7 protein-coding genes are annotated in these 17,054 nt (G+C 33.3%); 2 read left to right on the top strand and 5 right to left on the bottom strand.

What is annotated here, in order from left to right:
* The first annotated feature begins 13 nt into the window (after positions 1-13).
* Positions 14-3,217 carry a DEAD/DEAH box helicase gene (locus tag E0H88_RS11695; protein ID WP_131274290.1) on the top strand — a complete coding sequence of 1,068 codons (3,204 nt, stop codon included), beginning with the start codon at positions 14-16 and terminating at the stop codon, positions 3,215-3,217.
* 175 nt (positions 3,218-3,392) lie between these two features.
* Here E0H88_RS11695 and E0H88_RS11690 read toward each other — a convergent pair whose 3' ends face one another.
* From E0H88_RS11690 to E0H88_RS11675, 4 genes are all read right to left on the bottom strand, one after another.
* Positions 3,393-5,528 (bottom strand): excinuclease ABC subunit UvrA, encoded by a 2,136-nt coding sequence (locus tag E0H88_RS11690; RefSeq protein ID WP_131274289.1) that lies wholly within the window; start codon positions 5,526-5,528, stop codon positions 3,393-3,395.
* A 1-nt stretch (position 5,529) separates the two neighbouring features.
* Entirely contained in the window at positions 5,530-6,615 is a 1,086-nt protein-coding gene (locus E0H88_RS11685; RefSeq protein ID WP_131274288.1) for a HesA/MoeB/ThiF family protein, read from the bottom strand.
* Entirely contained in the window at positions 6,599-7,732 is a 1,134-nt protein-coding gene (locus E0H88_RS11680; protein WP_131274287.1) for a ThiF family adenylyltransferase, read from the bottom strand. The genes E0H88_RS11685 and E0H88_RS11680 overlap by 17 nt, the downstream gene beginning before the upstream one ends.
* Positions 7,733-7,803: 71 nt before the next feature.
* Positions 7,804-8,001 (bottom strand): hypothetical protein, encoded by a 198-nt coding sequence (locus E0H88_RS11675; RefSeq protein WP_131274286.1) that lies wholly within the window; start codon positions 7,999-8,001, stop codon positions 7,804-7,806.
* A 426-nt stretch (positions 8,002-8,427) separates the two neighbouring features.
* Between E0H88_RS11675 and E0H88_RS11670 the strand changes: the two genes are divergently transcribed.
* The gene (locus tag E0H88_RS11670; protein ID WP_131274285.1) at positions 8,428-11,808 is read left to right on the top strand and encodes an OmpH family outer membrane protein; all 3,381 of its coding nucleotides are present in this window, start codon (positions 8,428-8,430) and stop codon (positions 11,806-11,808) included.
* Positions 11,809-11,915: 107 nt separating this feature from the next.
* Here E0H88_RS11670 and E0H88_RS11665 read toward each other — a convergent pair whose 3' ends face one another.
* The gene (locus tag E0H88_RS11665) at positions 11,916-16,949 is read right to left on the bottom strand and encodes a RecQ family ATP-dependent DNA helicase (protein ID WP_131274284.1); all 5,034 of its coding nucleotides are present in this window, start codon (positions 16,947-16,949) and stop codon (positions 11,916-11,918) included.
* Positions 16,950-17,054: the final 105 nt, after the last annotated feature.

The raw sequence follows: 17,054 nt of genomic DNA, 5'->3' as shown, positions 1-17,054 counted from the left end.
AAGGTATATTTAAATGAAACTAGCATTCTGGAAAAGAAAAAAAAGTACTGAAGTTATTCAAGATGAATCGCTTAAATTGGATCTAAAGCCATTTACTTATGATGAAGTAGGTATAATTTATTCAGATACACCAAATGCTAAGACAGATGCCGATTTCTATTGGGAAAGCTTGGAAGAGGAAGAGCTTGCATACCTTATAGATAAACACTTTGTGTTGCCTTGGGAAGAGCTTTTTCAAATTCAGCAAGACTTAGAACACAGTAATGTGATTCACTTGCTAAACCTACCGACACAAACTTCTTTTCGGCCAATAATTAGAAGTGAAGGAGGGTTGAGTGCCCCAGATTTCAAAATCATTTTGGATGGTTGGTTGAACGAAAATAATATTAAGGTTAAAAGTTCTATTCAGCGAGTTGGAGCTATTTTAACGATTGATGGCACAGAACATTTATTGAGTGAATCAAGTTTTCAACTTGTCGAAAAATTAAAAGAGTTTTCACGTATAGAGAATAAAGATACGAAACAGAACCAGAAATATTGGGCGAATATCAGAAAATTGGCCAATAAGTCTAATGCAAATTTAGATGATTTTTTACGAAAGACATTAGTTTTAGCACCTGAGAAACTACAGTTAAATCTTCGAAAAAATTTGATTAGTCAGGAATCTGTTGTAGAGATTCAGCCTGAATTTGATGAAGCTCCATCAAATTGGCTGAAGACGTTTGATCAATATAATAATGTTCAAGATCAGTACAGTATTAGCTTAGCTGATGGTGGAATTGCACATATAGTGATTGAACCTCAAGTGAAGCAAGTTCTGAATGAAATTAAAAAAATGCCGAACAGACGTATTTCTGGTGAGCGCGCGCAAGCATTTTTACACAATCCATTTGCTCAACTAGGTGATGATGCAATTGAAGTTATTTCACCTGAGAGTTTTGAGGAGTCCAAGCAGCAAGCAGAAATTTATACTTATATTTTACAAATAGAAAAAAATTATGATGAGTTAAATCATTATGTTTCTGCGAAATTAGAGCTACAAGAGAATTCTGAAAGAGAGCAAAATCCAATTTTCCTAGAACTATATAATGTGGATCAGACTTCTTATTTTATTCAAGCATATGAGAAAAAATCCCCTATTTTTATATGGGCAGGATATGAAATTGACCGAAGTAGCTATTTAGATGATCAAATTGAAGAATTAAAAAATGACCTAAATCAAATTCAAAAATATCAAGATGAACTACAAGCTCAAAAAGTATTGGATTTATCGAATTATAGCGGTCGTGTTATTGGTATTGGTGAAGCAGAAAAGCTGAACTCTGAATTTATTAAAAGAGATAGCGGTGAATCTGAATGGTTGCCACAGCATTTAATGGACTTAGAGCAGCAACTGCAAGATGAAAATTTTGATGAAACCATTGAATTACTTGAGCAGCGGATTAAGCAGGCAGAGCAAAACAGTCAAGATGAAGTTGAAATTCCATATACAGATAAAGAAGTGTCATTAGATGATGCCAAAAATTTACTAGACCGTTTATATGCTTCCAAGAAAGAAGAGCCCAAAGAGATATTAGAAGAATCTAACGCTAATTCACAGAAAAAGAAAAAAGATACATTATTAATTGCGAATAATATTGATGAAGCTGAATTTACAAAGCAGCGAGTAAATCGCTTACTTTTTGATGAGAATAATCCTCCATCAGCTAAATTGCCCGCTAGTTTTAGAAACCAAGAATTTAATTTAAAGCAGCATCAAGAATATGGAATTGCATGGTTGCAGAATCTGCACCAGTATGCGCCAGAACAAGTCAGTGGATGTCTTTTAGCTGACGATATGGGCTTAGGTAAAACACTTCAGCTCTTATGTTTTATTGGTGAGTATCTTGAAAATGCTGAAGATAAGAAACCAGTGTTAATTGTGGCTCCAGTTTCACTGTTAGAGAATTGGGAAGCCGAAGCAAATCGATTCTTTAGTGGTAAATTTGCCAAAATATTAAGTTTATATGGTGATAACTTAAAAGATAGAAAAATTCCCAAACATTTGATTTCAGCACAGTTAAGAGAAAATCATGGTATTACACACCTTTTAGAGGACGATTGGCGTGGTGATGCTGATATCATTTTAACAACCTACGAGACGATGCGTGATCTTGAATTTTCTTTAGCTAGAGAAGACTGGAGTATAATGATTTGTGATGAAGCACAAAAAATTAAAGTTCCTACAGCAATGGTGACAAAGGCTGCAAAAGCTCAAAAAGCAGATTTTAAAATTGCATGTACAGGTACTCCAGTAGAGAACTCTTTAACCGATCTTTGGTGCTTATTCGATTTCATTCAAGAAAACTTATTAGGTCCTTTAAATGAGTTTGGTAAAAGTTATCGAAAACCTATAGAAAATGCTGAAAATAATGATGAAGCAGTACTATTAAAGCTTCGTGAGTTGATAGCCCCTCAAGTCTTACGAAGAATGAAACATGATGTCGCAGATTTACCCGCTAAAACTGAGGTAGATCACTGTAAAAATATTGAAATTTCATTATTGCAAAGACAATTATATATTGATGTGGTTAACCGCTTTAAAAAATTGTCCGCAGAAGGTAATCAGGGAGCGATGTTAACTTCTTTGCATAGTATGAGAATGATCTGTGCTCATCCATTACAATTTCAGCCAAATGCTACTTTAAATGATTCTCCAAAAGTAATTTGGTTAATCAAAACTTTAGAATCTATCAAGCAAAAAAATGAAAAAGTCATTATTTTTACTGAATTTAGAGACATTCAAGTATTTCTTAAACGAATTCTTCTGGAAAGATTTGGCTTAAACGTTATAACGGTCAATGGTGATTCAAATACGAGCAGTAAAAAAGGCTTAACACGGCAAAACTTGATTGATAAATTTCAAGAAAAATTAGGATTTAATATCATTATCTTGTCCACTACAGCAATAGGGTTTGGTGTTAACATTCAACGTGCTAATCATGTCATTCATTATACACGTAGTTGGAATCCAGCTAAGGAAGATCAAGCGACTGACCGTGCATATCGTATTGGGCAAGATAAAGAAGTTTTTGTTTACTATCCAACAGTTGTAACAGACGAATTCAAGACTTTCGAAGTAAAGTTGGATCGACTTTTATCAAGTAAAAGAGAATTAGCTGATGATATGTTAAAACCAAATGTAGATATAGGTCGTGAATTAATCAAATTAATTTAAAGGTTAATCAAAAGCTAATCTTAAATAAATTTGTCTAGAGTAAAGATATAGATTCTCATGGTTCTTATACTTATTATGCGAAATACAATTTTAGAATTATTTCATATTATTCAACTAACTAAAGATTATAGTAGTAATCTTTAGTTCATCAAATGAAATTTAGTGAAGTAGATGTTCAGTTAGAAGGAAGTTCTAAAAAGTTTGTTTGTTCGAGAACCTTACCTCCTAATGATCCTGAACCAGGGCCAATTATCACTTTATAATCACAATATTGAATAACCTCTTCTTTATGTTCAATAATAATTATGGCTTCAAATTTGGAAGACTTTTCATACAGGAAACTAGCAATACTAGAGGAAGTTTCTGGATCTAATCCCGCCGTAGGTTCATCGATAATTAAGATTTTATCGGAATTTCTTTGTTTAGATAAATATTCACATAATTTAATACGCCTTAATTCACCTCCAGAAAGAGTTTGAGTTTTTCTACTCAAGTGTAGATGGCCAAGACATAGACGATCCATGACATTAAGTATATTAATAATTTTTTTATCATCGAAGTAATCAATCAGGTCTTTAATTTCTGTTTGATATACATCAATAATATTTTTATCATCTACTATAGTATTTATAATATCTTGATCTGAATAATTAAATAACTTACCGTCACAAACCGGACATGTTAAATATATATCTTTTTCAAATCCTCTTTCATATTTAATTGTTCCTGTACCTTGGCAATTAGGACATCCCCCTAATTTATGAGGGAGAAATTTATCGGTTATTAAATTAGACTTTTTAGAGAAGTATTCAGCAATAAGAGTATTTAACTTTATTGTGGAGCAAAGAATTGATCTTGTTGAGTAATTAGAAACTTTTTGACTAATATAGTAAGACCCCCCCAAATCATTGATTGCCTTCGCTAAAGAGGACTTTCCTGAACCAGAAACACCTACAAAACATGTGAGACAATTTTTAGGAATATGAACATTTTGATCTTTAATAGTATTTTTATTTAAATTATTAAATTGGAAAAAATTCTGTATAGTATTTTTTTCTTTTTTTGAAAGAAATGGTTTGATTATTTCATCCTCACATATATATCCACCATTTTTTCCAGCATTTTTCCCAATATGGATTTTGTGATCTGCTGCATCAATAAAATATTGTTCATGTTCAACTAAAACAACAGTATTATTTCTTGATAATTTTCGAATTTTGTTAAGTACTAAAGGAAAATCTAATTTTCCTAATTGAGAGGATATTTCATCGATAATAATAAGAATACCCGAAATATCAGAATTAAGAAGTCTACTAAAATTTATTTTCTGTAATTCCCCACCTGATAAACTTGGTATAGATCTATTAAGACTTAAATATCCAAGTCCCATATTATTAATAGATTTTAGGGTGCGTAGAAAATTGTCATTAACTTTAATTTCATTTTGAGAAATAAAATTAATTATCTCAGAAATAGGAGTAGTCAAAAAGATTGAAAAATTAAGTCCAAAAATCTTAATGTCTTTATAAAGGTTTAAATCTATTTTTGAGCCATTACAGCTATTACATTTTTTATATTTAGTTGGTAAGGAAGAATTCTTTACTTCACTGATTAAAGAATTAGAGTGTTCAAAAGCGCCAATATAATAGGCTAATTTTTGTTTTGGTTTTCCATTGTGTTTAAAACTAAATTTAACCTTATAATCACTTTTTCCATATAAAAGTAAATTTTTATGATTTTCAGTTAAAAATTTGAATGGTACATCAACGGGGATTCCTTTTTCTTTACAAAACTTTAATAATAAATTGTTATAATAGTTTGAAAGAGATCCAGTTTTCCAGCATAAAAAAGGTTTTTCAGATATAGTCAGTTCATCATCTATAAGTTTATTTTTCTCTATTTCTATTTCATAGCCCAAACCATTACATTGTTTGCAAATATTATAGGGAGAATTTATTTTTAAATAGTGATATTCGGGAATTAAATTTTTATCATTATTGCTTAATAAGTTTGGAAATCTAAGATAACTATAAATTGTTGACTTAGGGTTAACATTAAAATTATTTTGATTAATTGATATAGATGGTATTATTCCAGAATATGATTCTAATATATAATCTCCTTGTTCAGGAAATCCATTTTCAAGTGAATCAAATTCATCTTTACACAAGCTATAAAGAGTAGAAAAAGCTAAAGAGCTTTTACCTGCACCTGATCTTCCATAAATTGCAGTTATTTTGTTTTTTTCGATATTAATGTCAATATTTTTTAAATTATGTGTAGTAATACCTTGGATTTCAATATAGTTCATATTAGCTTTCTCCACACCATTCGCAATTTGGATCTTTTTCTATTTCTCTAATAGTAAAATTATTTTTCTCAATACTAAATTCAATACGCCGGTTTGATTGCTGTAAATATTCATATTTTTTAATTAATACTTTAAAAGCATCTAAAGCCGCTAGACTGGATGCAAGACCTGAAAGTGGTGGATAAGATCCTAATTTTCTTCCTTCGCGATGTAATTTTTTTACACCTTTTAAATCAATAAGATTTTTTTCATATAATGCTTTTTCAAAACATTTAAAACATGCTGTTAAATTTGGAATTATTGTTTGTCCAATTAGTGTGAGATGAAGATTGTAACCACCGCCTACTATATGTGGAATATTATTCTCCATTGCATATTTAGCAATTAATTTACTTGTATAATCGACACTTGGTTGATCAGCACAATTAATAATTAAATTTATATCATCATCTAAACTATTCAATTTGAAAAAATCATCATTCAATAAACAATGAATGGTTTTTATTTCAATATTGTTATTTATTTCTTTTAGATGTTCAGCTAAAACATCTGCTTTTTTTTCACCAATATTTTTTTCAAAATAATGCTGTCTATGTAAGTTACTTATATCAACCACATCGGAATCAACAAAAATAAATTTTCCTACCTGTACTTTTGCTAGATAGGTAGCAATATAACTTCCTACTGCTCCCACACCAATTATCATAACTTTAGATTTTTTTAAATTTTCTATAGCATTAATAACCTCACTGGTAGAATGAAAATAATCTTCTAGTATGTTTATTAATCTATAATTATCTTTAGTTAAACTAAGGGGGTAGGGTAGGTCTTGTTCAATTAGAATAAATTCTTTTTTTAGAAAATTACTTAGTGTTTGTAATTGATCTAGATCAATAAAATTCATTTTATTACAAATATCTTGAAGAGAATTACTACCATTAAAACTTTGTAATAATTCCAGAATTTTATTGCTGTCAATTTTTAAAACTAGGCTTTCTCTTATATTAGCTCTAAAAAACTCTACAGAGTTTGCTTTGGGGATCACACCTACACTTTGTCGAAATCTAAGATTATTTGTTGCAGACATTACATTCCTCCTGACGCGACAATACAAATTCGGTCATAACTCCATGGTTTGGTAAATATTCATATCTAATCGGCGTATGATCGAAAGAAGAATCTTCGCATAGGAATTGTAGTATTTTTATGCAACTAAGATTTGCCGAAAAACCACTCATCATAATAAGTCCTCCGGCTCCACCTACTGTATAGTTATTCTTAGAATCAAGTTGAGTGTCTTCCAAAATCACATCTGAAGCATTTATATAGCTATAAGTGGGTTTCCAGCCTTCCAATGCTTTAGTAAAAGTCTGTTGTGAACAATCTATACATGGGGTAAATGGTGGGTTGATTAGTTCGCCAGAACTCATAAGATGGGCATCAAAGCCCCCAGCAACATATAGAGGTATTTTAAAATGGTGTAAATACCTACCGACTTTTAATGATGTATGTCCGATATATGGTTCATCACAGCTATTAATAACTAGATCTACTTTATTATCAATCCATTTTGATAAATCGGTATTTGGTAGTAATTTTTCATTAAACGTTTTGATACTTATTCTATGATTAATCTTTGTTAAATATTCTGATAAAGCTTGAACTTTTGAGTGACCAATATTTTCTTTTGTCGCAAATAAGTGAAGATCAATATTACTCTTTGTGATTTTTTTAAAATCTACTAATGTTAAGCACTGTACTCCAGCTCTTACTAAAATTTCAGCAATTGTCGATCCAATTGCACCACAACCGAGCAATACGATATTTTTTGAAGCCAAAAGTTTTTGAGTTTCTGCTCCTCTGCGATCAAGAATCATATCATCAAAGTAATTAATTTGACGATCATAACGCTGATCAATATCAATATTTAAAGTTGTATCTACTAGTAAATGTTCATTTGATAAATAAGTTATTAGTTTTTCTGCATCCTCATTAGAAAACTCGCCAAGTTTATTAAGGATTTCAATTACAGATTTTTTACCATCCAATAGCGCTAAAAATTCGGCCACATTCTTTTTAGTAATTATTTCGATTCTTTGTCTAGTTGTCATCTTATGAAAGGTGACGATTACTTTTTCATCTTGCTCTAAATCCTTAATGTAAACATCGACAGTATCTTGGATTTTTAAAAACTTATTTAACATTGAAGCTACTCTTAAAATAAAAGTAGAACCTAAATATTTCTATTGAGGTTCTACTTTTTGATAACGTACGATTAGTACTGAAGAATACCTTCATTAACTTCTAAGTATTGTTCCCAAGCATTGAGCGATGAGTTAGAGTCATCAGTAATACGTGTACAAGTACGTGTGCAACAATCACTTACCCCACCAGAACATGTTTTTGTATATTCTCTGCTAGCATGAATATCAGGACGAACAACTTCAAAACTTAGATCTAATTTATTGGACATTTTTTTACCTATAAGATAATTTTTTAAGCGAAATAAATATATGAAAAATTTCTTAAAATTTCAATAGATACGACCATAATGATGAAAAAAGAACTCCCATTAAGATTAAATATTAATCAATCAAAGTTGAGGGCGAGAACTATTTTTATGACTAACGTCTAAAAGGCTTAGTTTGCTGTCGCATTTTGAAAATTTATTAGAGGTGGGTAAATTAGGGTGAAAATCTACAACATATAATTTCTAACAAACAGATTTCATTGAGAATTTTGGTTCAGTTAAACTGTCACCACTTCAAAGTTGCATTAATTACTTATTCTCAAAAAATCATTATTAACCTGAGAAAAATGTGAAAAATCCCGCTTTTAATATTAGTATAAGGTGAAGGGGAAACAACTTAAAAAGTAATATCAAACAAGAGAAATATGAATGTTAAACTTTAATAAACCATCATGGGTAGATGAACTCATGTATAACAATTTATTAGATGGTAAGAGTATTTTTGAAATTGAAAAATTCATACAGAAAAAAGAATTAAACTCTAATTTTGATAATTGGTACCATATTTGGTGTTCATATACAGGTATAGCATTACATGCTTTACCTCGATATCTTTATGATAAAGCTCAAACATTGGATCACTTCTTCAAATTACAAAATATGATGGGGTTGGAGAGTGAATTAGCAGAATTAACGCAAAAAAGTATTGAGCGCCTTCAAGATAAAAAAAATAAATTAATACGCACTCCAAATCCTGAAGAAAAATTTAGGAATGATAATTTTATTGAAATGTTGGAAAATTTGCAGATAGAGGTCGAGCAAACTTTAATTGGATTAGAACATTCAAATAATCCATTACAAAAACTGCATGGCCCCCTGGGACATTTTTTTCAATACATTTCTATGCAGCATAGTGAAATACTTAAAGCTGGTGTAGGTCTGAGAAAGGTAGATTCATATGTTGTAAAGCAAGTTACTCATCTACTCTCAGTGCATCATGATCGTGTAATGAAAGAACGTGGATTAGATTTAAACGTCCATAAACAGTTCTTGGAGGCACTTAATGACGCAATTAAAGAGGCTTTAAATTTTGAGTATAAACGCTTATCACTGATGTTAAGAGTTGCGGAACAAGCATCGCAAATTAATTCATTAACACTTGATTTAAAGTACAAGATAGATGCTTATCAGCAGGGTTTGAATAAAAGTAAAAAACAGAAGGTAGATGATAAAAAGATTAATAAATTAAATAAAGAAATTGAGAACTACCAGCATAAGTATCAAAAAGCCCTTAAAACGAATCAAGAAAGCAAAATGGAAGTAATCTTGTCAGTGATTGCACAAATTCAAAAGCAAATTGATGATGAGAAAAACAAAGGAAATGAATCATCAAATCCTCTTGTATTGCAAAAGTTGAAAGAAGATTGTGATAATTCAAAACAGATACTTGCTAAGTACGAACCAATCTCAAATTTAATCAATCGATTCGGCCTTCATAGTTCAAAATATGATATTTCTTTAGATCTCTGGTTGGGTATAGATATTTATACACTGGAAGCTATTAAGCATTTGATGGTGCAAGCGACGGTAATATTAAATGGTGGGGAAACCTCATCTGAAGATTTTAATAATTTAATCTACAACTCAAAGAGAGAGAATTTTTTACAACACATTCGTTACTGTCTTAAAAGTTTAGAACAAAGTCTCAGCTTGTATAAATTTAATCATGATAATTTTGCAACTCTGATGGTGTCATGCAATATCATCACGCCTAAGCCCAACCCAATCGATAACAAGGCAAGTGGTGTATGTGTCATGTTGAAAGATTTCACAAATTCATACCTCATCATGCATCAACAAAAACAACCCTTAGATGATATGGTAAATATCGTCAAACGCTTACAAGCTGTCTTAAATCGTTGCCAAGATTATCTCGATGTGGCGCAAAGGATACCAAAATTCACCCTACTACCTCTAACCGGTCAATATAGTGAATGTTTTGATGCCTCAAACGTTAAAGTAGACCCACTTGAGCCAATGTTGCAACAAGTTGATGAATCTATCGTAGAAGATCAATTGTATCCCTATTTAGTCGATACATTAGATCGGTTGGAGCGAGATGAGCTACTACCCGTAGATGAAGTAGCTCAACTTAAAGCTGATCTAGACCATAATCAACTTAAGCAGTTTGAACAGATCATTGATTTTGATATTGATGAGTTTAAAAACTCTGTCGAAAATAGTATTCGCACAGTACGGCGCTTTAAAACACAAGGTAATGATTTACCACCTGATTACTATATCAATTTAATTAGTAGTTTTGGCTTTGAAATTAAGAAAATTGAGGGAGATAAGACCCCCAATGTGCATAAACTTTATCGTTATTTAGATGAAGCTGATAAATTAGATCTCGTAACCCTGATACAACGGTTATTCAGTCTAAATAATAGTTATGCAGGTATTCACTATAAATTAGCATTAAGCATATCCTCGACACAGCAAAATTACTTTCAATTAAAACAGGACATGTTTGCCTGGAGCTTGAAGATTGCTCATCAATATTTCTACGGTCGATATACTGAGAATGCGAGTATAAGCAAAAGATATGCGGCTGAATTTTTGATTGATTTTGATACCTACCTAAATGATATTTTATCAAAGCTTGAGAACTACAACATATGCTTAGATCTAGTTAATACCTTCTACAAAGCACTCAGCTGGCATGTGATGAACTTTAGTAATTATGGGGGCATCACAATATTCAATGGTTTGAATTTTGAATATGTTTCCGAGCGTGGCATGTTGATTCATAGACGCGATGTTCGTTCGGTTGCGAGTCTTGGTTGGAGCAAGGATGTAGCACATGTCCATATGCTAGTAGGAGAATTTGAAACCTCATTTTTCCTCAATCACATAGATCTACGCCTAAAACCTTTAGTACCTAAATTATCCAGCACAGCTGAATATGTAAAACGTATTTCAGAATTATCAACCGATCTACTCGAAATGCGCCGATTATTAGTTAAAAACTTTAAAGCTGAAGAGTCAATTATAGAGTTAGATTTAGAGTTAACCGCGTCCGAACGGATGGTGTTAAAAAGCAAAAATGGAAAAATGTATGCTCTATGGCAATGGGAAACTTTGGGTGATGGTCTAGGTCGAATTTGCTTACATCATGATACCGATTATATCCATAAACAGGCAATTAAAGTATCTCGCATGGATGCGCAATATACCCGGGTATTACGTGTTAATCGTGATGGGTGCCTATCCCCGATCCATGCACCATGGTTAGATGCTAAAGAATTAGATTTGGTTGGCGTTAATTCGGCAATGGATTTTAATTTGTACATTCTTGAAAAATTCCATGAGTTGTTCTTTAACTGTTATACAGAGATAGCTCAAAAGGTAAAAAAACGCCTGAATCAAGCGACAGCAGATAATGAAAACAATGTTATCTATGATACCTACGATTTGGAGGTGATTCAGATTCAGGGTTCATTACAGCATTTAGCTTCTGAGGATTCTGAGACGGTTGGTTCAGTTGATGGGAAACCAGCAGAAGAAAAATACTATTTCAATAAAAGCTTAAAGTCCTCTACGTTCTTTAAAATATTGAAAGATAAATTTGATGTCGTTATTACTCAAGGTAAAGGTAGTGAGATTAATGTCAGCCGTTTAGCTCATGGTGGTAGAGTTCGAAGACTTAAACATCATGGCAAGATCGTTGAGTATAATGCAGGCCTAATTCGTAGCGTACTTAAACGACTGAATATCCCATTGCAAGAATGGGTGCAAGCTTGTAATTGAATTTTGATATCCTAGATTCAAAGAAAATTAGATATTTGACAAGGCTTTTTAGGAATAAAATGCAGATGACTACAAAATGTAGTCATCTGCATGCATCACTTATATAGCTATAATGAGCGCCGAATTTTCAAAGTCGGAATAAACACATAATGGCTATGTTCCTCACCTCGATAATTGGCCGATTCATAAAATTTTTTATCTGCTTGATAATAGTCCACAATTTGCATGCCTACACAGGTCACTTCACGCACTTGCTGATCCATTTTATACAAACGCTGAGAGGTACTATTTGAAAATGCACCAATCACACCTTCAGTGCTTATGATTTCAAAGCGTTCAAAACTTTGATCACGTTTATATTTAGCTTGAATATTCACCTGATGACGCACATCAAAATATTGATTTTTGGCAATATCTAACAAGCGTTTACGTCCTGCTTCTTGCACAATACTTCGATGAGACAAATAAATATCTGCTAAGCCAAATTGTTCAAAATAGTTGATTTCATCAATTACAGGGGCTGATTCAAATTGCAATGGTGTGACATGCTTTAAATGCTGGCGCACGTTAACATCATAACGATATTGCCAACGCAGATCTTGCGGTTGAATAAGCGTTAAACTTTGTTTGGCACGAGTGAGAGCTACATACATTGCCCGAATCTGACTTTCGGAATCTTCTTGTCCCATGGCTTTCCATTGATCATAAATATAAACATGCTCATATTCACAACCTTTGGAAGAATGATAAGTACTTAAAATTACGCGATCCGTACGTTTTTGCTCAGGTGCAGAACGCAAAATCTCTAACATTTGCTGGCAACTTAAATCACGATAACCTGATACACGCTGTTTGAGCATAATCCAACTTAAATCTTGTTGATTCCATTGTCTGTCCTTGAGCCAATTGTCAAGATATTCAACAGCATCCCCCTCAATAATGTCTAATGCAGGGAGATTTTCAAGTTCAGCAAATAAATGTTTGGCCAAAAAGCTATCTGCTAAGTCTAGGCTATCGTTTTTATTTAATAATTGGAAACGAATACCGGCTTCAGTCAGTACATGTTGTACCACTAACAGCTCATTCCACTGACGGGCTAAAATGGCAAAATTCGACCATTGCGCTGGTTTATCCGCAGTGGCTTTTTGCTTTCGCACTTCAAACTGAAGCTTTAAATCTTCTGCCAACCATTGAATGGCATCTAAACCATGTTGTTGCTGATATTGTCCAAAGCGAATATTTCCCGTAGCACAATTATTGGCACGAATAGCATGTTCAGGACCTTTTAAACGCTGGTGTGCAGGCAAGCTGTTTTGAATATATTGATTGGCTAACTCTATGACATCTTCTGGACTACGATAGTTATCTAGGAGGTAAAACACATTGCTATCTGGAATTTCATAATCTTTTTTAAAGTCTTGAATATATTTAATATTAGCGCCTCTAAAACCATAGAGGTTTTGATCATCATCTCCCACAGCCACCAAAAAGCCTTGTTGGCTAATGTCTGTTTGATCATCTTCTGCAATTTGCATCCCTGCCAAATGCGAAATTAATTGATATTGCACATCATCAATATCTTGGAATTCATCCACCAAAATATATTGAAAATATTGAGGAGTATCATTTAAATACTCAACTGCCTGCTCTAACAGCCATTGGTATTTATAATTCGGATCACTGTTATGAGGTGCTTGATTTTCATGAATATTGGTCAAATGACGTGCTAAACCATGAAAGGTAAAAATATTGATATTAAAGGCATAATCCAAACCAATTAAGCGAGTTAAACGTTCACGAATTTCAAAGACTGCTTGACGGTTATAGGCCAAAATAAGGATTTTTTCAGGATCAATATTACGGAGCATTACCAAGTTGGCTACACGATGCACAATAATCGTGGTTTTACCCGAGCCCGGCCCGGCCAAGACCAACATGGCACGGCGTTCATCATCTGCAATAATGTGATGCTGAGTATCATTTAAAAATTCTGGAAAAATCAACGTCTCATAATTGACTAAATGCGCCTGTTTGGCTTGATCAGGATCATCTAAATAACGCTGACAGACATTTTTTAAATCTAAATTGAAATAATCATTGAGCATTGGTTTTCGTTGCGTCGGTGGCTGATGTAGCCATGCATTCATTAAATGCAAACGGCGGTTACGATCTTGATAATGTTCTTCTAAATAACGATAGGCAACATTCGAATATAAACGGCCTGTTGTTTTCTGACCTTCAGGTAAATCAATAAAGAAAATCTTTTGTGTTTCATCATCTAAACGACTAACGTTGAGCCAACCAAAACGTTGCATCATTTCAAGATGTTCTAAAAAGACATCCACTTCCAGATCATGCTGCTCCAAGAAGTCATCGACATTGAGTTGATGGCTTTTTTGAATATCTTCAGGTAAGTGTTCTTGCACCAAATTTAAACTGTGATTCACATCTGCCAAGATTTGCTTAGAAATGCTTAACCAATCCTGCCAAGTATGTTCTTTGTTCCTTGATTCAACTCTTAAACTGTGTTTGTTCTCTTTTAGGTAAACCAGCTTAAAGACTTTAAATAAATAGAAGACTTCACGGGCTTTCACTCGGTGTCCACGCTGGCTAAACCATGTATCTAACTGACGTAAATCAGTTCGTGTCACATCTTCAGGCGGATAGGCCTCCCAGCATTCTTGAATCGCTTCTAATGCTTGATATTTTTCCCTCACTTTACGCTGTGTATAAGCAAAACGATAGGTAAAACGAATCCGCACTTCACATGTCCAACGTGCACAACCTAATTTCACTAATTGACGCATACCATTAAGCAATTGCCGTACACTCATTCCTAGTGCAACTGAAACTTCAGGTAAATAAAGTTGTACTTGTTGTGTTTGATTCAAAAGTAATGGAGCTAAACGTTGATATAAATCTGCCGCCCGTGTGCTACTGGTTTTAGGAGCTCCTAACAATTGCACCCCTAACAAAGCAGGTAATTGATCTTTTTCAAGCAACAAACCATATCGCTCTAAGGCAAGTAAGAGCACACGAATTTGTGTCACTAATTCTTCATTATCAAAAGATAAATACGGCTTTAACTCTTCTGAACTAAACCAACGTTCTTCAGGTGGTCGCTTTAAAGTCGGTAAAATGACCTGTTGCCAACAATCTGCTAATACTTTATGTCCACCTAATTCACTAGCAATATTTTTCCGTACCAAACTATCTAGATCTTGTTTACTCCAAAATAAAACTGCATACCCATGTTCACCTTGTTTACGGGCAGCACGGCCAATTTCTTGCAAATATGATTCTAAATTATTGGGCGGACTATAATGAATGACTGTATGAATGTTTGCTCGATCAATTCCCATGCCAAAGGCATTCGTGCAAATCACCACATCTAATTGATGCTGTTTAAATTTTTCTAGAACCTCTTTTTTTTGAATACTAGTTAGTCGAGAGTGATAGGCAGCAGTTAAAAAGCCTTGATTTGCTAAGTCTTCAGCAAATATTTCGGTTTTATCTCGATTTCGTACATAAATCAGTACTACTGGATGTGTTGTCTCTAATTCCTCCATTTCCACTACATATCCTGCTTTACGCTGTGGAAAAATTTGTTTTAATATTTTGACAATTTCAACTAAACGGCTATCTTGTTCCAATTCACGAATTTCAATGTCTATTTCATCACGCCATACATTTTGGGTAGGCTCCATCATGACGGTTTCTAATGGTGCCTGTAACAAAGATTGTAAAGGTGTCACAACTTCACGTTCAATTTCTTGTAGTACCCGTTGGGATGCTGTGGCCGTTACTAACATGAGTTGTGGGCGTGTACCTTCTGTAACATTAGCATAGCATTTTGCAATAGATTGCCCAATGCGCATAAAATCAGGGCGAAAATCGGTGCCCCATTGGCTAAAGGTATGAGCTTCATCCACCACCCATAGTGCAGGCCGACGACGCTGTAATAAAGCCTGAATACTGTGGGTACGTAAGCGTTCTGGACTGATATAAAGCAAATCAATACTGCCCAACCATATTTCTTCTAAGATACGTTTTTGTTCCTCAGCATTTTGTCCCGAAATTAAACAAGCTGCTCTCGTGCCCCAAGGATCAATATTTTGTAGACCCAACACCTGATCTTCCATGAGGGCTTTTAATGGTGAAATCACCACAGTTAATTCACGTCGATATTTACTCAGTACAAAAGCAGGTAATTGAAAAGTCAAACTTTTGCCACCACCTGTTGGTAACAACCCCATAGGTACAGTTTCACCTTTCGCCAAGGTGTTAATAATTTTTTCTTGCCCTTGTCGTAGGGAATAACCAAAAATCTCTTGGCTTTCAGTGTTAAAATCAATGTGCTGGAACTGTTTGTTTTCCCAGAAAAAATTCTCAGCTTTAAGAAAGCTTTTACCATATTCTGAAATATCCATCAGCCATGCAGGACGACGGCAGCTTGCCTCATCTAAATGGAGTATCCAATGCGCAAATGCTATTGCACCAATCCAGCTTGCTTCTTCATTTGTTGTAATTTTTTCAATATAATCAATTAATTTATTTACATTGCCATGTTGAGCCAGTACTTCATAAGCCAAATAATGTTCGGAAGTGTTTGGATTTGGTAAAAAGTTCCATTGCGGTTTTTTTTGTTGAATCCATTTCACAATTTGCGGATGGGTCTGGGTCTTCCATGCCTCATGAAGATCTAAATACAGTTGATAGCTTTCTAATGCATCATAACAAGGTTCATTCGTAGTACTGTTTACCTTATAAATTTTAAGTAATGCATGTGATGGACGATGAGGAAAAAGTAAACTCGACAACACCAAAGTATCAATGGCCTTATGCTTTTTAATATATTCTAGAGTTGCATATGCCCCTGTATATATTGCCAACCATGGCAAATCAAATTGTAGAATATTATGACCACCAACATATTTTGCTTCGTGCAAAATATTAACAACAGTTTTTAAATCAGCTTCTTGAAATTGAGTTGAATAATATTCACCTTCTATAATCCCTACCAACCCGCCAATTAAGAAATTTTTACTTACAGGATCAATTTCTAAATCAAACCACACCGTTTGCTGATGAAAAATCTCCGATGCTTTATGTAAATTAATTTCTTTGATTGTATTTAACATTTAATAAAATCTGAGTTCCAATTTCTAACTGAGCATATTAAATGATTTTTAGGAGGTATTTGAATACAAGTCCATCATGTTTTAAGTATGATTTTTTTAAAATAT

The sequence above is a fragment of the Acinetobacter sp. ANC 4216 genome (genome assembly GCF_004331195.1).
In the GTDB taxonomy this organism is placed as follows: Bacteria; Pseudomonadota; Gammaproteobacteria; order Pseudomonadales; family Moraxellaceae; genus Acinetobacter; species Acinetobacter kookii.
Note: the sequence above shows the minus strand (reverse complement) of the source record. Positions and strands in the feature narration are given on the sequence as shown.